Below are 24,782 nucleotides of genomic sequence, written 5' to 3' on the forward strand. Positions count from 1 at the left end.
CCACTCTAGCCAATAGGATAGGGGCATTGTGACCGTACTCCCTTCCCCTGCACCGGTGACCCCGTCGGAACTCTCGGGCTGCCGGTGGCGCAGCGTCCTGCGGCGCGCCGCCCCGGCCGGACTGGTGCACCCCGAGGTCACGGTGGAGCAGCTGGCCGACCGGGTCGCTCACCGGCACCGGTCCGCACTGCGCCGTCAGGCGGTGTGGGACGCCCTGCCGACCGGCCCGCGCATCGGCGACCGGCTGCTCCCCACCCGCGCCGATATTCCGGCCGCGACCGCATCGGACGCCGACCTCGCCGCCGAGCGGACCCTCGAGGCGATGGCGGCGGGAACCCGGCTCATCACCGGCGCTGTCCTCGCCGATGGTGCGCTGGCCTGCGGGATCGACCTGCTGGTCCGGACCGACCACGGGACCGGCGCCGGCACCGGGCTCAGCTACATGCCGGTCGCGGTGACCGCCCACTCGGTGGCGAAACGGCTGCCTGCCGGGCGCACCGGCGACGGCTCCGTGCAGATCGTGGACGTCGCCGCCCTCGGGCTGGCCGACCCGGTCCCGGCACCGTTGAAACACCGCAGCACACCGGTCGATTCGCAGCGGGTCGCGGTCGCCCACACCCTGCTCGAGCGGTACGGGGTGGCGTCCGGCGTCGTCGGCGTCATCGGCTCGGGGTACACCCGGTGTCTCGTCATCCCGGCCTCCCGGGTGGTGCCCGGGCTGGAGCGGGCACTGGCGGTGCCCGTCCCCGACGGGCCGCGGCGGGTCCGGGAGTGCACCGACTGCGAATTCCACAACCACTGCCGGTCCGTCCTGCTGTCCCGCGGCGACCTCAGCCTCATGCTGCCGGGGGACCGTGGCGAAGGCTGGCGGGAACGCGGGATCGGCACCCTGCCCGCCCTCGCCGCCCTGGCGGATGATCCGGCGGCCCGCACCGCACTCACCGGGGCCGACGCCCCCGACCTCCATTCCGTCGACCCGGAGACCCCGGCACTCGCCGCCGCGTGGCTGGCCGGGATCGGGTACCTCCGGCGCCCGCTGCGACGCTGGATCACCCGCCCCGACCTGTGGTGCGGCCACCCGTTCCGGATGCCGGACCGGCTCTCCGACGGGGAGATGCCGATGGCCGCCGAACTGGCGGACGCCGTGGAGATCGACGTCGACATGGAGGCCCACCCCGGCCGCGGCACCTTCCTGTGGGGCACCTTCGACGGGTCCGAGTACCGGGCCTTCACCGACTTCGGGGACCTGCCCGACGAGGGCGCCCACGTCGCCCGGTTCTGGTCGTGGCTCATGGCGCGCCGGGCCGCCGCCCTCGCCGACGGCCGGGTGTTCCGCGCCTACTGCTATTCGCGGCAGGGGGAGAACCACTGGCTGCGGCACTACGCCGGGCGCTTCGGCGGCCGGGAGTACCTGGTCACCACCCGGGACGACGACGGGACGCCGGGACCGTCGGGCACCGTGACGATGCCGACGCTGACGGAGGTCAACGCCTTCCTCGGCTCGGCGGAGTGGGTGGACGTCTTCGCCCTGGTGCGCACCGCCCTGGCGGCCAATGACTCGCTCGGGCTGAAGAACGTCGCTCCGCTGGCCGGATTCACGTTCAGCCAGAAGGACGTCGACGGCCGTGCGGCGATCGACCTGTTCGAGGTCGCCGTCGGCGCGGACCGGGATGCGGCGTCCGCTGCCCGGCGTACCCTGGAGCGGTACAACGCCGATGACTGCTACTCGCCGGCCGCGATCCGGCGGTGGCTGCGGCTCGGCGCTCCCGGCGTGCCGCAGCTGGAGTACTGACGGAGTACCGGCGCCGGGTTACCGAAGGAGGACACCCGTGGATTTCCTGGAACGTCTCATGGCCCTGAACTCGTCAGGCCCGGTCCGGACGCAGCGTCCGACCGCGGAGACCGCACTGAAGGGCGGCAGCGCCCCCGTGCTGCCCGACCCGGCCCCGCACACCGTGCTCGGGACGCCGATCACCGGGCCGTGGAAGCCCGGCCAGGAACACATCGTGCTCGGCCTGGGCTGTTTCTGGGGTGCGGAGAAGCTGTTCTGGCAGCTCGACGGGGTGGAGTCCACCTCGGTCGGCTACGCCGGCGGCTACACCGCCAACCCCACCTACCGTGAGGTGTGCACCGGCCGGACCGGCCATGCGGAGGTCGTCGACGTGGTGTGGGATCCGGCGGTCATCTCACTGGAGACGATCCTCAAGGTCGCGATGGAGAACCATGACCCGACGCAGGGGGACCGGCAGGGCAACGACGTCGGCGCGCAGTACCGGTCGGTGATCTACCCGGTCGGCACTCCGGAGCAGGTCGCGGAGCAGACCGCGGTGGCGCGGAAGGTGGTCGCGTCCTATGCCGAGCGGCTCAAGGAGGCCGGCTACGGGGACGTGACCACGGAGATCATCCCCCTGGTGGAGACTCCGGCGGGGCAGTACTACCTCGCCGAGGACGAGCACCAGCAGTACCTGGACAAGAACCCGGACGGGTACTGCCCCGTCCACGCCACCGGCGTGACCTGCGGGTAAGAGCCCGACGGCGGCACAGACGGCACAGACTGCGCAGACTCTGCCGCCGGAGCTGCGGGGCTCAGCGGTGGAGGTCGGCCCGGCTGACCGGGGCGACCGTGGCGTCCAGCGCCGTGACGAGATCGGCCGGGGCGAGTTCGACGTCGAGACCCCGGCGTCCGCCGGAGACGAGGATGACGGGTTCGGACGCCGCCGCGGCGTCCAGCACGGTGGGCAGCCGCTTCTTCTGGCCGAGCGGGCTGATGCCGCCGACGACATAGCCGGTGGACCGTTCGGCCGCCGCCGGGTCGGCCATGGCCGCCTTCTTCGCCCCGAAGGCGGCGGCCACCCCCTTGAGGTCGAGCATCATCGTCACCGGGACCACGGTGACTCCCATGCGTCCGTCGTGCGGGCCGCCGTCGAGGTCGACGAGGAGGGTCTTGCAGATCTGCTGCGCCGGCATGTCGAGTGCGGCGGCGGCCTCGTCACCGTAGTTCTCGACCTCGGGGTCGTGCTCGAAGGTGCGGACGGTGTACTGCACCCCGGCCTTCTCCAGGGCGAGGACCGCGGGGGTCGCGCCGTGCTGCTGTTTCTTCGCCTTCTTGCTCACGGCCGCCAGCCTAGCGTGTGGCCCGGTGGATGCGGTCCCGGGTGGCGCCGGGCGGCACCGGGCGCCCCGCGTGGGGCAGGGCGTGCCCCACGCGTGCCCCAGGCGTGCCCCGGGTGTGCGTCGACAGGGTGGCGCAGCCCCGGGAAAGCACCCTGTCGACGTACACCTGCAGGGGCAGGTGTCCCGGAGCGCCCCGGAGACGACGACGGGCGCCCCGGGGCGGTTCCCGATGAGGGGAACCGCCCCGGGACGCCCGGGTCAGCATCGCGCAGACGGTGCGCGGGTGGAGCTACTTCGCCTTGGCGGCGGCGTAGCGCTCGGCGACGTCGTCCCAGTTGAAGACGTTCCAGACGGCCTTGACGTAGTCGGCCTTCACGTTCTTGTACTGGAGGTAGAAGGCGTGCTCCCACATGTCGAGCATGAGCAGCGGGGTCAGGTTGATGGAGGTGTTGCCCTGCTGGTCGGTCAGCTCCTGGACGACCAGGCGGTCGGCGATGTGGTCGTAGCCCAGGACGGCCCAGCCGGAGCCCTGCAGGCCCAGCGCGGCACCGGTGAAGTTCGCCTTGAAGCCCTCGAAGGAGCCGAAGTCGCGGTTGATGGCCTCGGCCAGCTCGCCGGTCGGCTCACCGCCACCGTTCGGGGAGAGGTTCTTCCAGAAGATGGAGTGGTTGGTGTGGCCACCGAGGTTGAAGGCGAGGTTCTTCGACAGTGCGCGGATGGTGTCCGGGTTGCCGCCGTCCTCGCGGGCCTTCTCCAGGGCCTCGAGAGCGGCGTTGGCGCCGGCGACGTAGGTCGCGTGGTGCTTGTCGTGGTGGAGCTGCATGATCTCGGCGGAGATGTGCGGCTCAAGCGCATCGTAGGCGTAGGGGAGGTCGGGGAGTTCGTAGACGGCCATGGATGACGTCCTTTCGGTCGGTTCTGCTTTCGTCGTTACAGCTCTCCAGTGTGGCCCGGTTTCGCCGCCCCCGCAATGATTATGTTATGGAAGATTGGAGTTCAATAGATTGAACTTTTCCGGGCTGCGCTGCCGGTCCGCCCCCGGCGAAGTTCCGGTCCGGCAACTACCCTGGCGGGCACGCGCGACAGCGCCGGAAAGAGCCCGGAAAGAGTACGGACACAGCGGGCCAACAGCAACGGAAAGGACACGGTCATGGTCACGGCACACGGACCGGTCGGAACGAAAATTGTCCTCGTCGGCGCCGGGGACGTCGGCGTCGCCTACGCATACGCACTGGTCAACCAGGGACTGTGCGATCATCTTGTCCTCGTCGACATCGACGAGAAGAAGACCTGGGGGCAGGTGCAGGACCTCAACCACGCCGTCCCGTGGTCCGGGCACCGCACCGCGGTCACCCAGGGGACCTACGACGACTGCCGGGACGCCGCCCTCGTCTGCATCTGCGCCGGCGCCGCGCAGAAACCGGGGGAGACCCGCCTCGACCTCGTCGGGAAGAACGTCGCCATCTTCCGCGGCATCGTCGGCAGCATCCGTGACTCCGGCTTCGACGGCATCTACCTCATCGCCTCGAACCCGGTCGACATCCTCAGCTACGTGACCTGGAAACTCTCCGGCGCCCCGGCGGGCCGGGTCATCGGTTCCGGCACCATCCTCGACACGGCCCGGCTGCGCGCCGCCCTCGGTGAGCACGTCGACGTGTCGCCCACCTCGGTGCACGCCTACGTCATCGGGGAGCACGGGGACACGGAGCTGCCGGTCTTCTCCGCCGGATCCGTGGCCGGCGTCCGGCTGTCCACCCGGCTGCGGGAGACCGACGGCGGGATGGACGCCGCCGACCGCATCTTCCGGGAGACCCGGGACGCCGCCTACGAGATCATCGACGCCAAGGGCTCGACCAGTTTCGGCATCGGGATGGGACTGGCCCGGATCACCCGCGCCGTCCTGGAGAACGAGGATGTCGTCCTGCCGGTCTCGGTCCTCGTCGAGGACATCTACGGCCGGTCCGGCCACCAGCCCGTGTACATCGGGACGCCGGCGGTCATCAACCGGTCCGGCGTCCGGGAACCGGTCGAACTCGAACTCGACGACGCGGAGCAGGCGCAGTTCACGCACTCCGCGGAGACCCTCGAACAGGTGATGCGGGACGCGGGCGTCTTCGACCTGTGACCGGGGCCGCCGGATACTCCGACGGGATTCCCCGTCAGCTACCCGCTCAGACCCCCAGGAAGCGCCGGATCCGCGGCATCTCCTCGCGGGCCTGGCGCAGCCCCGCCTCATAGGTCTCGGTGAGCACCTTGAGACTGCGGGTGCCGTTGCCCAGCGGCATCCGGTGCGGCGCGAAAATGTACGCCCGGCCGAGCCGTTCCTGCTCGAAGATCCAGTCCCGGGTCCGGTTGTAGCGGACATGCCGGTCCGCCATCGACCTGATGAGCTCCGGGTACTGCGGGAACATCTTCTTGACCGCCCAGAGGAAACGCGTCGGCCCCTTACGGTACGACCGGGTGCGCGTCATGATGACGACAAAGCGGTCGAAGTGCTCCATCTCGATCGCCGAATCGATCGGGATGCCGCCGGTCGGGCCGAAGGCACCGTCGAAGTAGACGTCCTTGCCCAGCCGCGCCGGCGGCATGACGACCGGCAGCGCGGCGGAGGCGCGGGCGTGCCGCATGAAGTCGTCCGCCCCGTTCATGTCCTCGCGTGACCAGTGCACCGTCTCCCCGGTCTTCGCGTTGAACCCGGAGATCCGGAAGTCGCCCGGACTGCGCAGGATCGCGGGCCAGTCGGGCGCCATCCGGCGGTCCTCGACCCGGGCGTCCGGCCCGAAGATGTACTTGGCGTTGAAGAATCCGTCGCCGCGCAGGAACGGGCGGATCCCCCCGAACAGCGGGTCACCGGGGAAGACGGTGAAGTAGTCGCGCGCCAGCTCCGGTTCCTTCGAGAGGTACGTCGCCGCGTGCACCGCGGAGGCGGAGTTGGCGTAGGTCCAGGCGAACTGCACCCCGGATTCGACCAGGGCCTGCACCATCGCCGAGGAGAACGCAGACCGCATCGCCCCGCCCTCGAAGACGAGGGCGGTGTCTGTGACGACGGGTAGTTCTGACACGTCTCCTGAGCGTACAGCACCGGCCGGGTGCACAATGGGTCCCGTGAAGATCATCGCGCACCGGGGCGCCAGCGGCTACCACCCGGAACAGACCCGGGACGCCTACGAGACCGCCGTCGACCAGGGGGCCGACGGAGTGGAGTGCGATATCCGGCTCACCGCCGACGGACAGCTGGTCTGCATCCACGATGCGACCGTCGACCGCGTCACCGACGGCACCGGCCAGGTCAACCGCATGACACTGGCACAGCTCCGCGAGTTCGACGCCGGCCGCCCGGGGCGTCCGCAGTCCCTGCTGTCGCTGCCCGAACTGCTCACCCTGATCGGGGACGCCCAGACCGCCGACCACCGGCCGGAACTGTTCATCGAGACCAAGCGGCTGGCGACCCGCGGCGAACGCGACGGCCGGCTGGAGGCCGCCCTCGACCGGGACCTCACCGCCGCCGGCATCGACCGGAACCTCGTCCACCTCATCTCCTTCGACGCCGGCTCGCTGTACCGCTTCCGCCGCATCGACCCCGCGCTGCACCGTGTCTGGCTGCGCAAGGAGTACCCGCTGTGGCGCCGGCTCCGTCACGTCGAGCCCGCCGGCGTCGCCCAGTCGCCCGGGTTCGCCGTCACCCGGGCGCGCACCCTGCCGGACGCCGTCACCGGGGACGCCGCGAACACGTACCTCTACACCCTCAACCGCGACGGCGACCTGCGGTGGGCGGCGCGGCACGGTTTCGGCTGGGCCGCCACCGACTACCCCGACCGGGCGCGCCGGATCGTCGGGGAGTCCGTCACCTACCGCTAGACTGAGCGCCGTGGCCAAGAAGAACAAGAAGAACGACGAGACCCTGCCCGAAGGAATGAGCCGCCGCCAGGCGAAGCTCGCCCGCCGCGCCGCCGAGCGCGCCGCCCTCGAACGCGACCCCCGCCCCTACGACGGGTTCGCCGCCGAGGCCGACCTCATCGCCCTGCAGGAGTTCGTCCCCGCGGCGTACTTCGACGCGGACCTCGTAGCCGACGCCGGCTTCACCCGCCCGGTGCGCATCGTCACCGTGCTGCCGGGTGCCGTCGCCGCACTCGTCCGCGCCGAGGAGGAGGGCGGCCAGGCCCTCGTCGCCCTGCAGACCGCACAGCGCGGCAACAACCCGAACCGCGACCTAGCCTTCGCCCTGAACTGGGCGAAGGACGCCGCTCCGGGCACCAGCCTCGAGGTCGGCATCGCCGACGGCACCGAACCCGCCCTCGACAGCCTGCTCGTCAAGGACCGGGTGCCGGAGATCGTCGTCGCCGACGACTTCAACTGGTGGCTCACCGAGTCCCAGCAGGCCGACCCGACCGTGCAGCAGTCGCTGCAGCAGGCCAATGACAGCGTCCTGCCGTCGGAGAAGGTCGACGCCGACATCACCGGGTCCGCCTGGTGGATCGACCCGGGCGAGAAGGCGCACATCCGCTGGATCCGGCCCGAGACCGAGGAGGTGCTGCTGCCGGCGCTGGCCCGGCTGCACGCCGCCGGTGAGCTGAACCTCGGTGAGGACACCCGCTTCGCCGGTGTGTTCCGCACCCACGGTCTGCTCGTCCCGGTCTTCGACCTCGACAACACGGTCACCGCCGCCGAGTTCGCCGCCCCGCTGCAGGAGCTGGACGCGAAGATCGCCGCCGCCCTCACCGATCTCGCCGGATCCGGGGACGCCGCGCAGCTCAGCGCCGCGGAGCAGAAGTCGAAGCAGACGATCATCGCCCGCGAGGTCACGATCCGCTAGGTGCGGCTGACCCGGGGCGACGTTCCGTGTGTGACATCCCGGGCGTGACATCCCCCCGGGAAGGTCGTCGACTCCGCTGCCGGGTTTACGAACCGAGGGGTCGGTCGTTCCCCCGGGGCGTCAGGTTCACGAACCGAGGGGTCGGTCGTGCCCGGGGCGTCGGTTTCACGAACCCAGGTGCGGTCTGAAGACAGGAAAATCGACCTGTCGGTTCGTTCCGTCGTCACCGGTTGCCGGAGCCCTGCTGCCAGCCCGTCCCGGTGGCCGTGTCCATGATGTCCCCGGGGAAGGACAGTGGCGTCCAGGATATTCCCGGGAAGACAGCTGGACGACGCACCGGGGCGCCCCGGGGACTGCCCTGGCGACGACCCCGCGGCCGGACACCGTGTAGAAACGGGGGCATGGCTGATACCGCATTCTCCGGAACCCCCGCCCACACCGTCGGTGACCTCCCCGCCGTCGGCGACCCGGCACCCGCCTTCACCACCGTCGACGTCGACCTCAACGATGTCTCGTTGGCCGACTTCGCCGGTAAGCGGGTCGTCCTCAACATCTTCCCGTCGGTCGACACCGGCGTGTGCGCCGCCTCCGAGCGCGAGTTCAACAAGCGTGCCGCCGGCCTCGACAACACGGTCGTCGTCTCGGTCTCCAAGGACCTCCCCTTCGCCCTCGGCCGGTTCTGCGCCGCGGAGGGTATTGCGAACGTGACCGCGACCTCGGCGTTCCGCTCCTCGTTCAGCGAGGACTACGGGGTGCGCCTGCTCGATTCCCCGCTGGCCGGGGTGCTGGCCCGTGCCGTCGTCGTCATCGACACCGACGGCACCGTCCTGTACTCCCAGCTCGTCCCCGAGATCACCACCGAGCCGGACTACGATGCCGCGCTCGCGGCGCTGTAGACCGGGCTGCAGACAGGCCCTGTAGATCTGCCCCGTAGACGGGCGCCGTAGCCCGGACCTGCAGTCGGGCGCCGTAGACGGGCGCCGGACCGTTACCGCATCTTCCGGAACAGGTCCTCGGCGCCCTGCTCGTCCCACAGGATGACATTGCCGGCGTCCGTGTCCTCGTAGCCGCCGACCGGCACCGTCTGCTGGTCGGCGCCGCGCACCAGGCCGAGCGCCAGCGAACCCAGGTGCCACACCCGGTCGTGCCGGTCGACGGTGATGGCGTCCGTGAAGGCGCCCATCAGGGGGAAGGCCTTGAACGGGTTGACGATCGTCCCGAACGAACCGACCTTCTTCACCACTGCGGTGAGGAACTCGCGCTGCCGCTCCACCCGGTCCAGGTCACCGTTGGCGGAGGTGTAGCGGGTACGCACGTACCCCAGCGCGGTGGGGCCGTCCATCTTCTGGCAGCCGGCGGGGATGTTGATGCCCGCCATCGGGTCGTCGATCGGCTCCTTGGGGCACAGTGTCACACCGCCGACGGCGTCCACGATGCTGCCGAAGCCGCCGAACCCGATCTCCATGTAGTGGTCGATGCGCATGCCGGTGTTCTGCTCGATGGTCTGCTGCAGCAGCTGCGGGCCACCGTAGGAGAAGGACGCGTTGATCTTGTCCATCCCGTAGCCGGGGACGTCGACGTAGGAGTCGCGCGGGATGGAGACCATCGTCGGCTTCGCCCCGGGGCCGGGGACGTGGACGACGATGATCGAGTCCGTGCGGCTGCCGCCCTCGGACAGGTCGCCGGCACTGTAGCGTTCGCCCTCCTCCTCCGACATGCCCTCGCGGGAGTCCGAGCCGACGAGGAGCCAGTTCGTGCCCTTCGTGTTGCCGGGGCGGCCGTCGTAGTTCGCCAGTGCATCGACCCGCTGCAGTTTCGAGTCGACCCACCAGGCCGATCCGGCGGCGACGAGCAGGATGACGACGATGAGGGCGCCGAGCACCCGCATCGGGCGGAACCGCCGACGACGCGGCGGGCGGGGCGGTCGGCGCGGCCGGCCGTTGCCGGGGCGCGACGGGTTCTGCGGCGGCCCGGCCGGCGGACCCTGCGGACGCTGCTGCGCCGGGTACCGCTGCTCCTGGTACGGCTGGCCGGGTTGCTGCCCGGCACGCCGGTACTGCGGCGGCTGGGGCTGGCCGGCGCCGTTGGCCCTGCCGTCTCTGCCGCCTCTGTCACCCCTGTCGCCGTACATCCGGGTCCGGTCCTGTGAGTTCTGCTGCGGGGCCGGGGGTGACTGCCGGGAACCGCGGCTCGGGACAAGGCGTCCGTACCGGTCGAGGATCGGACGCCCCTCGTGGTCGCGGGCGAAGTTGTCGGGGCCGTCAGGGGTCTGTGGCATGGGGGACAGCATAGCGGGCCGACCTGCCGGGGCAGATCATCCTGCGGGATGACATGGGCGATACGCTGGAGCTATGAGCGATGAGACAACCGGCCTGATCGCCGGACTTCTGGCGGTCGTGGCCGCACTGATCGTGTACTCGATGATCCGCGCCGCGGCCCGTGGACAGCTGACGAAGGAGAGCGGTTTCGGCATCGTCTCCTCCCCGGTGAAGAAGACGGACGCCACCTGGGCCGCCGGTCATGAGGCCGCCCTGCCGGTGGCGCGCAAGACCATCGTCGCCACCGCCGTGGTGTGGGTGATCGTGCTGGTCATCGGCCTGATCATCGGGGAGGACTGGGCCGGCTACCTCGGGATCGTGCCGTATGCGGTGATCATCGTCGGTTTCGTGCCGATGGTGCAGGCGGCGAATGCCGCGGCGCGCGAGGCGGCGAAGAAGTCCCCGAAGAAGAAGCGGAAGAAGAAGTAGCGTCCGACGTCAGCGCACGTGCCGTGTGCGCATCGCGCGACGTGGGGATGGTGACGACCCGCCGGAACCGTCCTCTCGTCGCGCGATGCGGATAGACCGGGGCGGCGGTGCTCTGATATGTTTGCCGGATGACAGACAAGGCGACCCTGCCCGGCATCGGTGACCTGCACGAAGGCGAGTTCAACCTGGAGACCGGGCCGCTGAGCGTCGGCATCCTCGACAGCGACGTCAGCTTCGGGCTCGAGGGCTGGACCCCCGTCGATGCGGACCCCGCGGAGGTCGACGCCGTCGTCACGACGGTCACCAACTTCCGTGCGGCCACCCAGGAGGTGCTGGACGCCGCCTCGGTCGCTCTCTTCGCCTACTACACGGACACGGTGAAGTCCCTGGCGGACGAGGACCCCGGATATCTCGAGGACATCGCGGAGATCGGTTCCGCCGACGAGGTCTGGAACCACGTCACGCTCGGGGAGATGCCGGTTGTCGCGGAGGAGGACGGTACCTGGTACGTCTCGTTGGAGTCCGAGTGCGGGTGGGCGGAGGAGGACGGCCTGCAGATCGTCTTCCGCAACGGCAACGAGATCACGAAGGTCGGCCCGTTCGACGACATGCTCACCTGGAGTGACGATGAGGAGGACGCCTCCGGCGACGGCATCTACCGCACGTTCTGACCCTGTGCCACCGTCGGACGGTCGCCCCGGAACAGTGACCGGGACCGGGCGCATGTGCCGTGTGCGCATCGCGCGACGAGGGGATGGTGACGACCCGCCGCGACCGTCCTCTCGTCGCGCGATGCTGACATGCCGATGGTTGTACGGGGGAGAGGGGCCACGGCATCCCCGAGGCGGGGCGCGCCGCCGGATGCCGCCGGTCCGCTACAGCCCCGGTACCCCGCCGAGCGCCTGGTAGCCGACGAAGGCGACCGTGTCGATCACCCCGTGGGCGATGACCAGCGGCCACACCCGCCGGGTCCGGGAGAAGAACCAGACGAACACCAGACCCATGACGATGTTGCCGAGCCCCGCCGAATAGCCCTGGTACAGGTGGTAGCTGCCGCGCAGCACCGACGACCCGACGAACACCCACACCCACGGCACCTCCAGCTGCCGTAGCCGGGTGACCAGCCATGCGACGACGATGAGCTCCTCGGCGACGCCGTTCGCCCAGGCATTCACCACGAGCAGGACCAGATCCCCGACCGAGGTGTCCAGACCGGACGCCATCACCTGTTTCGACAGGTTGAGCTGCACCGCCGCGACATAGAAGGCGAGGCCGGGCAGGCCGATGAGGGCGGCGAGCCCCACCCCGGGCAGGATGTCGCGCCGGGTCGGGCGCAGCACCGGACCCAGCACCGGGCCAGGCGCCGGACCCAGCACCGGACGCAGTACCCGACCCGGACCCGCTGCCGGACGCACCGGACCCGCCGCCGCCAACCGGGGCGGCACGTGCCGGAGCAGCAGGAACACCGCCAGCCCGCCCCACGCGACGAGCACGCCGGAACTGATGAGCTGGAACAGCGGGTCGAGCCACGCCAGCGTCGACTGCCGGCCGTTGAGGGTGGTCGACTGGTCCTTCAGATCCTCGGGGGCCGTCGCCGCCTCGAGCAGCCGCAGCGCCGCCCGGACGCCCGCAGTGCCGAAGGTGACGGCCAGGACGAGGACGATCTCCCACCGCAGTGCCCGACGGTCGGACGCCGGCAGCGGCCGTTGCAGATCAGTGGACATGACCTGCGTCCTGACCGTCACAGTGCCCATCACTGTGACCGTGCCCGTGGTCATGACCGTGGTCGTGCGTATGCGAGTGTGGCTGCCCGCTGACGACCGGCCGGTAGCGCAGCGACTCGATGTCCCCGGGCGTGCCGATGCTGAGTGCATCTGCGGCGTCCGGATCCCGGGCGATGAGCCCGGCCACGGTGTTGCGCAGGTGGGCGCCCAGAGCGAGCAGCTGGGCGGCGTCCACCCGGTCGCCGACCGCCCCGAGATGCACGGAGACCGGCCACCGTCCCGGTGCCGGATCGGTGAGCGGCACCGACAGTCCCGCCCAGCCGGTGAGATTCCACAGGGTCGCCCAGGGCGTCCACGCGGTCTGGGCGAGGAAGTCCAGCCGGTGACTGCCGGCCACCGACAGCGCGGAGAACGCCCCGACCGGCGGCGGGGCGCAGGCCAGCGTCGGGGTGACGATGACGTCGAAGTCCGACCAGGCGCGGCTGACCTCCTCGGGCAGGCCACGGACGGTGCGGGCGGCGTCCGCCACATCGTCGGCGTCGAGCGCGCGGCCGCGGGCCTTCAGCCACCCCGGCATCGGCCCGAGCGGATCGGGCAGGTCGCGGCAGCGGGCGGCCATGACGCGGGAGAAGACCGCGAACCGTTCCGCCGGATAGGGCGCGGGCGCCGGCCCCACCCCCGCGACCCCGGGGTGGGTGACCAGCAGGGCGGACGCCGCGGTGGTCGCCGCGGCGATGACCGGGTCGACCCCGGTCGGACCGGCCTGGCCGGGGTCGCCGTGGAACGGGACGGTCGTCATACCGAGCCGCAGGCCCTGTCCCTGCTGCCCCTGCTGCCGGACGCCCACGGCGTCCCGCCAGCCCGCCCCCAGCCCGGAGGCCCGCGCGGTGAGCGCCAGATCCGCGGCGATGACCCCCTGCGCCGCCGGATCCGGCAACGCCCCGGGGCCCGCCGACGGACCGAACACCGCATGGGCGGGCTTGAGACCCGGCAGCCCCACCGCCGCGGCCGGCACCCGGATCGACCCGCCGCCGTCGTTGGCGTGGGCGAGCGGGACGATACCGCGGGCCACCGCCACCGCCGACCCGGCCGAGGAGCCGCCGGTCGTCATCCGCGCGTCGACGGGGTTGACCGGCCCCGGACCCCCGCCGACCAGCCCGGGTTCGGTGTAGACCGTCGCCCCGAATTCGGCGGAGACCGCCGCGCCGACCAGCACCGCCCCGGTGGCCAGCAGTCGGGCGACGGTGCTGTCGTCATGGCCGGCGACGGTCGCGTGCCCCGGGTGGCCGAAGGTCACCGTCTCCCCGGCGACCCGCTGCAGGTCCTTGACCAGGACGGGGACGCCCTCGAGTGTGCCGGTGGTCTCCGCGCACCCGCTGGTGTGCGGGGTGGCGTACAGCCGGGCGACACCGAGTTCGGCCGCGCTCAGACCGGTGCGGGCCATGGCGTCCGCGAGGCGTGCGGCGGTGTCCGGTGATCCCATGGTGCTTCAGGGTAGCCGTCGGCCGGTAGGTTGGAGACCATGAGCGTCACCGTCGCCTACCTGGGCCCCCGTGGAACCTTCACCGAGCAGGCCGTCCTCGACTTCACCGCCGCCGGCCACCTGCCGGACGACGTGGAGCACCGCACCGTCGCCTCACCCGCCGCCGCCCTCGAGCTGGTGCGTACCGGGGACGTCGACGTCGCCTGTGTCGCCCTGGAATCGAGCGTCGACGGTCCGGTCACCCAGACCTTCGACGCGTTCACCGTCGGCCGGAACATCCAGATCATCCGGGAGCACGACGTCCCCGTCGCTTTCACCCTGCTGGTCCGCCCCGGCACCGCCCTGGCGGACATCCGGACGCTGACCTGCCACCCGGTCGCCTTCAACCAGACCGCGGACTGGCGTGCGGCGACCCTGCCGGATGTCACGTTCGTCGCGGCGTCCTCCAACGGGGCCGGGGCGGCGGCGGTCGCCGCCGGGGAGGTGGACGCCGCCCTTGCCCCCGCCCGCGCCGGGGAACTCAACGACCTGGTGACCCTGGCGGAGGGCATCAACGACCTGCCGGACGCACGCACCCGGTTCGTCCTCGTCACCCTGCCGCAGACCCCGCCGGCCCGCACCGGCAATGACCGCACCGCCATGGTGCTGCGGGTGCCGAACGAGCCGGCGTCCCTGGTCATGGCGCTGATGGAACTGGCGACGCGCCGGGTGGACATGTCCCGGATCGAGTCCCGGCCGACCCGGGAGAAGGCCGGCACCTACAACTTCCACGTGGAGATCGCCGGGCATCTCGACGATCCGGCGGTCGCCGAGGCACTGGCGGGCCTGTACCGCTACTGCGAGAAGTTCCGGTATCTCGGCTCGTGGCCGCAGGAGGGCTGGGTCGGCGGGGTGCACGGCCCGGCGGGGTCGATGCCCCCGGACTACGCGGGGTCGCGACAGTGGATCGACGCGCTGCGACGCGGGGAGCAGCGCCCGTGAGCCGTCTGCTGCTGATCCGTCACGGTCAGACCTACTCGAATCTCAGCCATTCCCTGGACACGCAGCTGCCGGGGGCGTCGTTGACGGACCTGGGCTGGCACCAGGCGCATGCCGCGGGGCAGCGGCTCGCCGGTGAGGCGGGAGAGGCCGGCGCCGGGGTGTCCGGGCTCTACCTCGTGTCCTCGCAGGCACTGCGGGCGCGGCAGACGGCGGCGGGGATCGCGACCGGCGGGGCGGCGTCCGGCCTGGTACTGGGGGAGACCGGCCCGTCGAGCGATTTCGCCGGTGCGCTGGCACAGCTCGCGGGGCTGGACGTCACCGGTGGGCTGGAGCACGGCGAGGTGGCGGGGCCGGCGGCCTCGACCACCGCGGAGGCGCCGGCCGCGCTCGGCGGTCGGTCGGGACAGGACGCCCCGGTGGCCGGGGTCCCGGCTCCCACGCTGCCCCTGGTGATGCCGGGTGCGGTGCCGGGAATCTCGGAGATTCCGGCGGGGACCTGGGAGATGCGCAGTGACGATGAGGCGCAGGAGAACTACCACCGGGTGTTCGGGCAGTGGCTCGGCGGGGCGCTGGATCTGACGGTGCCGGGCGCGTTGGCGGGGCGGGACGTCGTCGACCGGTACCTCACGGCGCTGCTGCCGATGCTGGGGGTGGCGCAGCGGACCGGGTCGGATCTGGCGGTGGTGAGCCACGGCGCGGTGATCCGGCTGATCGCCGGGTTCCTCGGGCGGGTGGACCCGGACTACGCGGTGCGCACGCTGCTGCCGAACACCTCCCGGGTGGAGCTGGAGGTCCCGGAGCTGGAGGTTCCTGAGCTGGCGACCCTGCCGACACTGCCGACGTCGGACACCCCGACGGTGGACACGGCGGCGGTGCTCGAGGGGTGGCAGGTCACGGACTGGGCGGGCCACGGTGAACCGCCACGCCGATCATGAAAATAAAATGAGAAAAATGGGGGATGAATTCTCTTTTACCCCCTTCCTGTACGGTTTACCCACATCCGTCCAACGGAAGGAGACATTGTGTCTGACAATGGAACCCCCTCAACGCTGGTCCGGGAACGTGATATCCACGTCGTGGACCAGAAGAAGATGAAGAAGGCGCTGCGCGCCACCCTGCTCGGGAACTTCATGGAGTGGTACGACATCGGAGTCTTCTCCTATGTGATGACGTACATCACCCTCCACTTCTTCCCGCTGCCCGCCCCCTGGGACGGCCTGGCGTCCTTCGCCACCCTCGCCGTGACCTTCCTGGTCCGGCCCCTCGGCGGCCTCATCCTCGGTCCGATCGGCGACCGCATCGGCCGGAAGAAGATCCTCGCCTTCACGATCATCATGATGTCGTTGGGCACCTTCCTCATCGGCTGCCTGCCGACCTACCAGCAGATCGGCGTGCTCGCGCCGATCCTGCTGATCCTGCTGAAGTTCGTGCAGGGCTTCTCCACCGGCGGGGAGTACGCCGGTGCGGCGACCTTCATCGCCGAGTACTCGTCCGACAAGCGCCGCGGGTTCTGGGGGTCGTTCCTCGACCTAGGTTCCTACCTCGGCTTCGCGGCGTCCGCCGGCCTGGTCACCATCCTGGAGATCGCCACGTCGGACGCCCAGATGGAGTCCTGGGGCTGGCGCGTGGCCTTCTGGGTGGCGCTGCCGCTCGGCCTGATCGGGCTGTACATGCGCTCGAACATCGACGAGTCCCACGCCTTCGAGGTCGTGCAGGAGAGCCGGGAGACGAAGTCCGGTGCCGCCGTGGCCCGTGGCGAGGCGCCGACCGCGGCCGCCGACACCAGCATGAAGACGCAGGTCTCCTACCTGTTCCGTCATTTCTGGCCGCAGATCCTCATGGGGTCTGCGCTGGTCATGTGCGCGCAGGTCGTCGGCTACGCGCTGACGACGTTCATGCCGACCTACCTCACGGACACGCTGGACTACGACACGACCCACGGCAACGCCCTGCTGGTGCCCGTGCTGATCATCGTGTCGATCGGGCTGCCGATCTTCGGCAGCATCTCCGACCGCATCGGACGCCGCCCGGTGATGATCACCGGGTGCATCGTCGGTGTGGTGCTGGCGATTCCGGCGTTCTCCCTGATGATGATGGGCAGCACCTGGTCCACCCTCGCCGGCCTGATGATCATCGGCGTGATCATGATGTTCCAGGTCTCGATCCAGGCTTCGGCGCTGCCGTCGCTGTTCCCGACCGCCAGCCGCTACACGGCGATGGGCCTGATGTTCAACATCGCCGTCGGCCTGTTCGGTGGTACGACCGGTTTCGTCATCACCGCGCTGCAGAGCATCCTCGGAACCGACTACGCCGGTGCGTACTACATCATGTTCGCCTGCGTGGTCGGTGGTATCGGCGTGTTCTGCATGAAGGAGTCCGCGGGCCGCAACCTGCTGGGTTCCATGCCCGTCGTCGACGAGAAGCATGAGGTCAAGGAGGTTATCGCGACCCTCGAGGAGAACGAGAAGTACGACCTGTCCACCATGCCCATCGAGGACTACGCCGACTCCGGTGACCGGGACGACGATGAGGACACCGAGGGGACCGGCGACCGGTCCGGGAAAGAGTCCGTGTAACCCGTGACGCAGGTGGCGCCCCCGGCGCCGCCGGCGTCCGGTGCCCTGGTGTCCGGGGTGCCCCTCAGCCCCAGCCGAGCTCGTGGAGGCGGGCGTCGTCGATACCGAAGTGGTGCCCGATCTCGTGCACCACGGTGACGGCGACCTCCTCGACGAGCTCGTCGTGCGTCCGGCACATGGCGCACAGGGCGTCCTTGTAGATGGAGATCTTGTCCGGCAGGAATGTCGGCCACTCCACCGAGCGCTCGGTGAGTGCGACACCGTGGTAGAGCCCGAGCAGGCTCGGGTCCTCGTCATTGTGGTCCTCGACCACGATGGCGACGTTGTCGAGTGAGTCCAGGAACTTGCGGGGGATCAGGGCGAGTCCGCGGTCCACGAGCTGCTCGAACTCCTCGTCGGTGACCTCGACCATGGGGTGTCCTTCCGGGGCGGGTGGGGGGTGTGCGGGGATGCGCGGGTACGTGGGGCCGAGTCTATCGGGGGATCCGGAGCCAGGTTATGCCGGGAAAATCACACGATAATCTTTGGCGTCTGTTACCGTGCGTATCGGTAACTTTCTGTAGCTTACGTTCCAGAAAGTCCGTGACGTATACCCGACCCCGGCTACCGGGGCCGCAGAGAAAAGGAGAATGCCATGTCAGATTCCTCATCCCGCACGACCGGACGCCGCCTCGTGACCCGCGGCCTGGTCGCCGCCGCCGGCCTGGGCATCGCCGCAGGAGCCCTCGCCCCTGCCGCCTCAGCAGCCCCGGCCGGCGTCTCAAACAAGGCGGTCGTCTGCAGCTGGGTCGATGAGTACCGGGTCGGACCGGTGTTCGGCGGACGCACCGAAGGAAACTGCGGCGCTCACCCCGGCCAGGAATTCCGGAACACGACCACCGGCGGGACCATTGTCGCCGTCGGCCAGGCCATCCTGCCCGGCGTCTTCAACTACTCCGCCTGGGTCGACAAGTTCTGGTGATGCGGAACCGGTAGGTGGGCCCGGGCACGGCCGTCTCAGCCGGCCCAGCCGGCACCGCCACCACGGCGGTCGCTACGACCGAGCCGTGGGCCGGTCGATTCTGCGCCGACATTCCTGACATTCCGTGCCACGGATCGGCCGGAATGTCGGCGCATAATCCGATCGAGCGCGGCGTGAGCGTCATGAGCGTTGTCCGCCCAGCCCGTACCGCGGCCGCTACTTCTTCGGGTTGCGGGGCGGCTGCTCGGCCGGCGGGTTGCCGTCGATGGTGAACCCGCTGCGCACATCCCCGGCGAGATCGGCGAATCCGCCGCCGTCGTCCCCGGGCCGGCTCTTGGTCAGCGCACAGTTGACGGTCCGGGAGCCGGCGTCCCAGGACTCCTGCTGCAGCGTCGTCCAGAACGGCGTGAGCGTCGACCGGTAGAGCCCGTCGTCGTCGCCGTCGGATCCGTCGCCCTTGCCGCCCAGGTACCTGACCGCGGCACTGGTGCACAGGTCATTGAGGTACTTGTTCTGGTCGTCGATGCTCGGCCAGGCGTCCGGGAAGTTCTCCCCGAGATTGACCACCGAGGTGACCTGCCAGGAGTGCGGCTGGTCGCAGGGGACATCGGAGACCGTGTCGCCGGTGGCGCGCTGGCAGGTGTCCGGCGCGGCGGCACGGGACTGGTCGGAGCCGGCGACCCGGCCGGTGGTCTCCTGGGCCGCCCCGTCGGCGTCCGGCGACAGGACCCCGCACAGCATGGTGCGGTCGCCCTTCGCCCACGCGGCGGCCGGCGGCAGGATCGGTGCGATCGTGTACCGGCCCTGCGGATCGAGGCGTCCCTGCAGGTAGTCCATGGTCGGCCCGGTGCACAGTTCGGCGGTGAGCTGCTCCTGCCGGTCGAGGTCCGGCGGAGTGGAGTTCTCACCGAACTCGCTGGTGGGGTAGCGGGCGAGATCCTCGTGGGTGGAGACCTCGAACCGGTGCGGCGCCGCACAGTCCACCGTCTCGAAACCGGTGGCGACATCACCCTGACTGGTCCACGTCACGCAGTCGCCGGGACTGGCGGTGCTGAAGGCGACCGGTTCGGCTTTCCGGTCCTTCTGCGCCCCGCGCTGCGCGACCGGACTGCTGTCCTGCGGCGCGACAAACGCGTACGTGGCCGCGCCCACCCCACCGATGAGGGCACCTGTGAGCACCACGGACAGGGTGCGGCTGCGGGTGCGGTGGGTGCGGTGGTCAGGCACGGTACGGGACATGGGGGACATTCTCTCACGTGGAGCTGGGTGGGGCCGGTAACCGGACCGGCACGCGACCGGCCGGTTCGCCACCACTATAGCTAAGCTGGGGGGCATGATTGATCTGAAATTCCTCCGGGAGAATCCCGAGACCGTCCGCGAGTCCCAGCGCACCCGCGGCGAAGATCCGGAACTCGTCGACCGTCTCCTGGAGGCGGATCAGCGCCGCCGCGACGCAATCTCCGCCGCCACCACCGCCCGCACCGAGGCCAAAGCCTTCTCCAAGTCCATGGGCAGGAAGATGAAGGACGCCTCGCCCGAGGAGCGCGACGAGCTCAAGGCGCACGGCCAGGAACTGGCCGCCGCCACGAAGGTGGAGGAGCAGAAGGAGCAGCAGGCCGAGCAGGACGTCCACGACCTGCAGTTCCAGATCTCCAACATCGTCACCGGCGCACCCGCCGGCGGGGAGGACGATTTCGTCGTCCTCGAGCACGTCGGCACCCCCACCGAGTTCGACTTCGAGCCGAAGGACCACCTCGAGCTCGGCGAGTCCCTCGGCCTGATCGACATGGAGCGCGGCGCGAAGGTCTCCGGCGCCCGCTTCTACTTCCTCACCGGCGACGGCGCCCTGCTGCAGCTCGCCATGCTGCAGCTCGCCGCCCGCAAGGCCATCGAGCACGGCTTCCAGCTGATGATCCCGCCGGTGCTGGTGCGCCCCGAGATCATGGCCGGCACCGGCTTCCTCGGCCAGCACGCCGACGAGATCTACCACCTGGACACCGACGACCTCTTCCTCGTCGGCACCTCCGAGGTCGCCCTGGCCGGCTACCACGCCGACGAGATCATCGACCTCTCCGACGGCCCGGTGAAGTACGCCGGCTGGTCCTCCTGCTTCCGCCGCGAGGCCGGCTCCTACGGCAAGGACACCCGCGGCATCCTGCGCGTCCACCAGTTCGACAAGGTCGAGATGTTCGTCTATGCCAGGCCGGAGGAGGCCGAGGACATCCACCAGCAGCTGCTGGCCATGGAGAAGGACATGCTCGCCGCCGTCGAGGTGCCCTACCGCGTCATCGACGTCGCCGGCGGGGACCTCGGCTCCTCCGCCGCCCGCAAGTTCGACACCGAGGCCTGGGTTCCGACCCAGAACACCTACCGCGAGCTGACCTCCACCTCGAACTGCACCACTTTCCAGGCGCGGCGCCTCAAGACCCGCTACCGTGACGACAACGGCAAGGCACAGACCTGTGCCACGCTCAACGGCACGCTGGCCACCACCCGGTGGCTCGTCGCCATCCTCGAGAACAACCAGCAGGCCGACGGCTCCGTCGTCGTCCCCGAGGCACTGCGTCCCTTCGTCGGCAAGGACGTGCTGACCCCGAAGTCCGCGAAGTAGCCGACGACCAGGTAGGAGAAACCACCCCGATGCACATCAAGCTGCCTCGCGACCACTTCTGGCTCCCGAAGGGATTCACCGTCACCCCGGCACTGCCGGACACCCCGCCGCACGCGGAATCCCGGGAACCGTTCTACGGACGGATCATCATCCCCTTCGCGAAGCTGTGGATGCGACGGATGCAGCACCTCACCGTGGAGATCCAGCACCCCGAGCGCATCCCGGCGTCCGGCGGGGCGGTCATCGCGGTGAACCACACCGGCTACTGGGACTTCGTCTTCGGCGGCATCCCCGCCGCCTACCAGGGCGGCCGCCTCGTCCGCTTCATGGCGAAGAAGGAGATCTGGGACGCCCCCGTCGCCGGCCCGGTCATGACCTGGATGCACCACATCCCCGTCGACCGTGCCGACGGCATGGCCTCGGTCCGTGAGGCGGAGGACCGGGCGCGCAAGGGCCAGCTGATCGGCATCTTCCCGGAGGCGACGATCTCCCGCTCCTTCGAGATCAAGGAGTTCAAGGACGGGGCCGCCCGCATCGCCCATGAGGCCGGCGTCCCGCTGGTCCCCGTGGTGATCTGGGGGTCGCAGCGGATCTGGACGAAGGGGCGCAAGCCGATCTGGCGGCCGAAGAAGGCCTCCCTCATCCTCTCCGTCGGGGAGCCGGTCGAGGTCACCGACGACGCGAAGGAGACGACCGCCCGCCTGCACGATGCGATGGTCGCCCAGCTCGACGAGGTCCGCGCCCGCTACGACGAGCTCTACGGCCCCTTCCCCGCCGGCGAGTACTGGATGCCCGCCTCGCTCGGCGGCTCCGCACCGTCGCTGGAGGACGCCACGGCCAAGGACCGCGCGGATGCGCAGCAGCGCCGTGAGGAGCGTGCCGCCCGTGAGGCGGAGAAGGCCGCGAACCCCGCGGCCGCCCCGGAGAAAAAGAAGCCGCTGTGGAAGAAACTGCTGAAGCGCTGACCACCCCCGTCGCCGGACCCGCCCCGACCCTCGTCGTCAGCGACCTCGACGGCACCCTGGTCAGCTCCGCCGACCGTGTGTCCGACCGCACCCTGGAGGTCATCCACCGGATGCGCCGGGCCGGGGTGCGGTTCGTCCCGGCGTCCGGACGCCCCGCACGCTGGATGCTGCCGGTCGTCGAACAACTCGGCTTCGCCCCGGTGTGCGTCTGCGCCAACGGCGCCGTGGTCTACGACGCCGCCACCGACCGCATCACCTACGCCGCCGAACTCGCACCGGTGGTGCTGAAGCGGGTCGCCGGCGCGATCGTCGAGGCGACGAACCCGGTGCTCGCCCGCCGCGACCTCGGCCCGGTCAGCTTCGCGGTGGAACGCGCCGGGGCCAGCGCCTTCGACCGCGCCGAGGAACTTTTCGCCGTCGAACCGGCGTTCCCGCACGCCTGGGAATCCGACGAGCACAGCGTGGAACCGCGGGACGCCCTGCTGGGCACCCCCGCGGTGAAGCTGCTGGTCCGGCACGAGGGAGTGACCTCGGAGGAACTGTTCGACCTGGTCGACCCGGTCGTCGACCCGGTGGATGCGCACGTGACCTGGTCCTTCACCGGCGGACTGCTGGAGATCAACTGCCCCGGGGTCTCGAAACTGTCGGGGCTCGCCCATGCCCTCGGCGACGCCTCAGGTTCGGATGCCGGTGCCGAGGCGGTGCCCGCCGTCGATCCGGCACAGGTCGTCGCCTTCGGTGACATGCCCAATGACCTGGCGATGCTGGAATGGGCCGGGCTGGGGGTCGCCATGGGCAACGCGCAGGACGCCGTCGCCGAGGCCGCGGACTACCGGACCGCCAGCAATGACGACGACGGGGTGGCCGAGGTCCTCGAGCGCTGGTTCTAGGGTCGTTCCGGGGTCAGGCCTGTGCCGCGAGGGCGGCCGCCATGTCCCGGTGCGCCTGCCGTATCCGGTCCGGCAGCCCCGGGAACCCCGCGAGCAGTTCCGCCCGCGACCGCATCTCCGTCTCCCACCGTGCCGTGTCCACACTGAGCAGCGCGGCCAGGTCGGCGTCCGGAAGGCCGAGACCGGAGAGGTCGAGCTCGTCGGCGGTGGGGAGGGTGCCGACCGGGCTCGGGGTACCGGTCACCGCCCCGTCGCGGTAGGCCAGCAGCCACAGCAGGACGCGCAGGTTCTCCCGGAACCCGGGCCACCGGTAGTGCCCGTCCTCCGGATCCCGCTGGAACCAGTTGACGTGCGCGAATGTCGGGGGTTCGGTGAGGCGTCCGAGGATGTCGAGCCAGTGCTGCGCGTACCGCCCCTCCGGATAGGAGAGGAACGGGCGCATGGACATCGGGTCGTAGCGCAGCTGACCGTCGAGACCCTCGGCGGCGAAGGTGGCCTCCGCACCGAGGGTGAGTCCGTCGTACACGCCGGCGGCGTCCCCGTGGACCACCCGCGCCAGCGGCTCCCGGTCCCGGGTACGGCCGCCGAAGATGACCAGGTCGACGGGCACCCCGGTGGGGTCCCCGGCATCGGGGGCGAGCGTGGTGACATTGGACAGGGCGGTGGTGAAGCGGCTGTTGGGGTGCGCCCAGGGGGCGTCCTGCGCGTCGGCGGGGCGGTCGGCGATGAGTGCGCCGGTCCAGTCCCGCCAGCCGGTGAGGTCGGCGGGCGGGGCGGGGGTGAGGCCTTCCCACCAGACGTCCTGCGTGACCTCGTTGTAGGCGACGTTGGTGAAGATCGTGCCCGTGCCGGGGCGGATCGCCTCCATCGCGGCCGGATTGGTGCGGCTGTTGGTGTCCCGGGCGACACCGAAGGCCCCGTTCTCCGGGTTCATCGCGTAGAGGCGTCTGTCGGCGCCGGGCCACATCCAGGCGATGTCGTCGCCGTAGAAGGTGACGCGGTAGCGGTCGCCGAGGGCGTCCGGCGGGAGCGTCATCGCCAGGTTCGTCTTTCCGGACGCACTGGGGAAGCCGCCGGCGACATGCCAGGTCTTCCCCGTGGCGGTGTCCTCGATGCCCAGCAGCATGAACTGTTCGGCGAGGAAGTCGCCGGTGCGCTGTCCGTCGTAGGAGGCCAGGCGCAGAGCGTGGGCGATCTTGCCGAGCAGGGCGTTGCCGCCGTAGGCGGAGCCGTAGTGGATGATGGTGCGTTCATCGGCGAGGGTGGCGAACAGGCGCCGGTCATCGTCGGTGCCCTGCCCGAGACTGTCGAGGTCGCCGGTGACGTGGACGCCCCGGACGAAGTAGGACGGATCCCCGGACAGACCGAGGTTGTCGAGGAGGTCCCGGCTGACCCGTGCCATCCGGATCATCTGCAGGACCACCGTGCGGTCGTCGGTGAGCTCCACGCCGACGGCGTGCCTGGTCAGCGGACCGTCGGGGACGGCCATGAGATACGGGACGACATACATCGTCTTCCCGCGGGACGCCCCGGCGAGCCGGGGGAGGAGTTCGGCCTTCACCTCGTCGGCGGGGCGCCAGTTGTTGTAGCGGCCGGCGTCCGCCGGGTCGGCGGTGGCGACGACGGTGCGGTCCTCGGAGCGTGCGGTGTCCGCGGGATGGGACCGGGCGTAGTAGCGACCCTCGCCGGCGGGGAGGAGTTCGCCGGCGGCGAGTGCCTCGGCGAGCAGTCGCCCGTCATCGGCGGCGTCGATGATCTCGATGCGGTCGGGGCGGGTGATGCCCGCCCAGTACCGGATGAAACCGCGGACGTGGACGTCCGGGATGCCGGTGACGTCGGTGACGACGCCGGAGGCGGTGGAGGTGTTGGAGGTGTTGGAGGAGGTGAGTGCCTGTGTCATGATGTCCTGCCTTCTGG

Annotated in this window: 24 protein-coding genes; 15 read left to right on the top strand and 9 right to left on the bottom strand. The window is 70.4% G+C overall.

Annotated elements, in window-relative coordinates; translation table 11 throughout:
- Positions 1–28 precede the first annotated feature (28 nt).
- Together FSW06_RS10385 and msrA are read left to right on the top strand one after the other, a co-directional pair.
- Positions 29–1,792 (top strand): ribonuclease H-like domain-containing protein, encoded by a 1,764-nt coding sequence (locus FSW06_RS10385; RefSeq protein WP_010120726.1) that lies wholly within the window; start codon positions 29–31, stop codon positions 1,790–1,792.
- Positions 1,793–1,829: 37 nt separating this feature from the next.
- Positions 1,830–2,525, top strand: a complete 696-nt coding sequence (gene msrA, locus FSW06_RS10390; RefSeq protein WP_010120725.1) for a peptide-methionine (S)-S-oxide reductase MsrA — start codon at positions 1,830–1,832, stop codon at positions 2,523–2,525.
- Positions 2,526–2,586: 61 nt separating this feature from the next.
- Here msrA and ybaK read toward each other — a convergent pair whose 3' ends face one another.
- Both ybaK and FSW06_RS10400 read right to left on the bottom strand, forming a co-directional pair.
- Entirely contained in the window at positions 2,587–3,114 is a 528-nt protein-coding gene (gene ybaK / locus FSW06_RS10395; protein ID WP_010120723.1) for a Cys-tRNA(Pro) deacylase, read from the bottom strand.
- A 289-nt stretch (positions 3,115–3,403) separates the two neighbouring features.
- Complete coding sequence (locus FSW06_RS10400; RefSeq protein WP_010120722.1) at positions 3,404–4,009, bottom strand: superoxide dismutase; 606 nt, start codon at positions 4,007–4,009, stop codon at positions 3,404–3,406.
- Between the two features lie 255 nt (positions 4,010–4,264).
- Between FSW06_RS10400 and FSW06_RS10405 the strand changes: the two genes are divergently transcribed.
- Positions 4,265–5,239, top strand: coding sequence for an L-lactate dehydrogenase (locus tag FSW06_RS10405; RefSeq protein WP_010120720.1), 975 nt, complete (start codon positions 4,265–4,267; stop codon positions 5,237–5,239).
- Positions 5,240–5,285: 46 nt separating this feature from the next.
- On the opposite strand, the gene FSW06_RS10410 is transcribed toward FSW06_RS10405, so the two are convergent.
- Entirely contained in the window at positions 5,286–6,176 is an 891-nt protein-coding gene (locus tag FSW06_RS10410; protein ID WP_010120718.1) for a patatin-like phospholipase family protein, read from the bottom strand.
- A gap of 34 nt (positions 6,177–6,210) precedes the next feature.
- Here FSW06_RS10410 and FSW06_RS10415 point away from each other — a divergent pair, with 34 nt between their 5' ends.
- The 3 genes from FSW06_RS10415 (at position 6,211) to tpx (ending at position 8,823) form a co-directional block, all read left to right on the top strand.
- Positions 6,211–6,972, top strand: coding sequence for a glycerophosphodiester phosphodiesterase (locus FSW06_RS10415; protein ID WP_010120716.1), 762 nt, complete (start codon positions 6,211–6,213; stop codon positions 6,970–6,972).
- A gap of 10 nt (positions 6,973–6,982) precedes the next feature.
- Positions 6,983–7,927, top strand: a complete 945-nt coding sequence (locus FSW06_RS10420; RefSeq protein ID WP_010120714.1) for a DUF5926 family protein — start codon at positions 6,983–6,985, stop codon at positions 7,925–7,927.
- A gap of 401 nt (positions 7,928–8,328) precedes the next feature.
- Positions 8,329–8,823 carry a thiol peroxidase gene (tpx, locus tag FSW06_RS10425; protein ID WP_010120712.1) on the top strand — a complete coding sequence of 165 codons (495 nt, stop codon included), beginning with the start codon at positions 8,329–8,331 and terminating at the stop codon, positions 8,821–8,823.
- A gap of 92 nt (positions 8,824–8,915) precedes the next feature.
- On the opposite strand, the gene FSW06_RS10430 is transcribed toward tpx, so the two are convergent.
- Positions 8,916–10,205: an LCP family protein gene (locus FSW06_RS10430; protein ID WP_337998972.1), complete on the bottom strand. Its 1,290-nt coding sequence runs from the start codon at positions 10,203–10,205 to the stop codon at positions 8,916–8,918.
- 73 nt (positions 10,206–10,278) lie between these two features.
- Between FSW06_RS10430 and FSW06_RS10435 the strand changes: the two genes are divergently transcribed.
- Complete coding sequence (locus FSW06_RS10435; protein WP_010120708.1) at positions 10,279–10,674, top strand: hypothetical protein; 396 nt, start codon at positions 10,279–10,281, stop codon at positions 10,672–10,674.
- 128 nt (positions 10,675–10,802) lie between these two features.
- Complete coding sequence (locus FSW06_RS10440) at positions 10,803–11,345, top strand: DUF6985 domain-containing protein (RefSeq protein ID WP_010120707.1); 543 nt, start codon at positions 10,803–10,805, stop codon at positions 11,343–11,345.
- Between the two features lie 204 nt (positions 11,346–11,549).
- Here FSW06_RS10440 and FSW06_RS10445 read toward each other — a convergent pair whose 3' ends face one another.
- Together FSW06_RS10445 and FSW06_RS10450 are read right to left on the bottom strand one after the other, a co-directional pair.
- Positions 11,550–12,398 carry a CPBP family intramembrane glutamic endopeptidase gene (locus tag FSW06_RS10445; RefSeq protein WP_010120706.1) on the bottom strand — a complete coding sequence of 283 codons (849 nt, stop codon included), beginning with the start codon at positions 12,396–12,398 and terminating at the stop codon, positions 11,550–11,552.
- Positions 12,388–13,881, bottom strand: coding sequence for an amidase family protein (locus FSW06_RS10450; protein ID WP_010120705.1), 1,494 nt, complete (start codon positions 13,879–13,881; stop codon positions 12,388–12,390). Before FSW06_RS10450 ends, FSW06_RS10445 begins: the two co-directional genes overlap by 11 nt.
- A 39-nt stretch (positions 13,882–13,920) precedes the next feature.
- Here FSW06_RS10450 and pheA point away from each other — a divergent pair, with 39 nt between their 5' ends.
- From pheA to FSW06_RS10470, 3 genes are all read left to right on the top strand, one after another.
- Positions 13,921–14,862 (top strand): prephenate dehydratase, encoded by a 942-nt coding sequence (gene pheA / locus FSW06_RS10455; protein ID WP_010120700.1) that lies wholly within the window; start codon positions 13,921–13,923, stop codon positions 14,860–14,862.
- Positions 14,859–15,797, top strand: coding sequence for a histidine phosphatase family protein (locus tag FSW06_RS14970; protein ID WP_010120698.1), 939 nt, complete (start codon positions 14,859–14,861; stop codon positions 15,795–15,797). The genes pheA and FSW06_RS14970 overlap by 4 nt, the downstream gene beginning before the upstream one ends.
- Before the next feature lie 87 nt (positions 15,798–15,884).
- On the top strand, positions 15,885–17,438 hold the full coding sequence (locus FSW06_RS10470) for an MFS transporter (protein WP_010120697.1): 1,554 nt from the start codon (positions 15,885–15,887) through the stop codon (positions 17,436–17,438).
- 64 nt (positions 17,439–17,502) lie between these two features.
- Here FSW06_RS10470 and FSW06_RS10475 read toward each other — a convergent pair whose 3' ends face one another.
- Complete coding sequence (locus tag FSW06_RS10475) at positions 17,503–17,850, bottom strand: metallopeptidase family protein (RefSeq protein ID WP_010120696.1); 348 nt, start codon at positions 17,848–17,850, stop codon at positions 17,503–17,505.
- Between the two features lie 222 nt (positions 17,851–18,072).
- Between FSW06_RS10475 and FSW06_RS10480 the strand changes: the two genes are divergently transcribed.
- The gene (locus FSW06_RS10480; protein ID WP_010120695.1) at positions 18,073–18,399 is read left to right on the top strand and encodes a hypothetical protein; all 327 of its coding nucleotides are present in this window, start codon (positions 18,073–18,075) and stop codon (positions 18,397–18,399) included.
- A 216-nt stretch (positions 18,400–18,615) separates the two neighbouring features.
- On the opposite strand, the gene FSW06_RS10485 is transcribed toward FSW06_RS10480, so the two are convergent.
- Positions 18,616–19,638, bottom strand: a complete 1,023-nt coding sequence (locus tag FSW06_RS10485) for a septum formation family protein (RefSeq protein WP_010120694.1) — start codon at positions 19,636–19,638, stop codon at positions 18,616–18,618.
- Positions 19,639–19,732: 94 nt separating this feature from the next.
- Between FSW06_RS10485 and serS the strand changes: the two genes are divergently transcribed.
- The 3 genes from serS to FSW06_RS10500 are packed head-to-tail and all read left to right on the top strand — an operon-like array spanning position 19,733 to position 22,865.
- Entirely contained in the window at positions 19,733–21,010 is a 1,278-nt protein-coding gene (serS, locus tag FSW06_RS10490) for a serine--tRNA ligase (protein ID WP_010120693.1), read from the top strand.
- Positions 21,011–21,039: 29 nt separating this feature from the next.
- Complete coding sequence (locus FSW06_RS10495; protein WP_010120692.1) at positions 21,040–21,975, top strand: lysophospholipid acyltransferase family protein; 936 nt, start codon at positions 21,040–21,042, stop codon at positions 21,973–21,975.
- The gene (locus FSW06_RS10500) at positions 21,951–22,865 is read left to right on the top strand and encodes an HAD family hydrolase (protein ID WP_010120691.1); all 915 of its coding nucleotides are present in this window, start codon (positions 21,951–21,953) and stop codon (positions 22,863–22,865) included. Before FSW06_RS10495 ends, FSW06_RS10500 begins: the two co-directional genes overlap by 25 nt.
- A 13-nt stretch (positions 22,866–22,878) precedes the next feature.
- On the opposite strand, the gene FSW06_RS10505 is transcribed toward FSW06_RS10500, so the two are convergent.
- A complete protein-coding gene (locus FSW06_RS10505; protein WP_010120690.1) occupies positions 22,879–24,765 on the bottom strand; it encodes a phosphoenolpyruvate carboxykinase (GTP) in 1,887 nt (628 codons plus the stop codon).
- Positions 24,766–24,782: the final 17 nt, after the last annotated feature.

The sequence above is a fragment of the Corynebacterium nuruki S6-4 genome, assembly GCF_007970465.1.
GTDB classification, from domain to species: Bacteria; Actinomycetota; Actinomycetes; order Mycobacteriales; family Mycobacteriaceae; genus Corynebacterium; species Corynebacterium nuruki.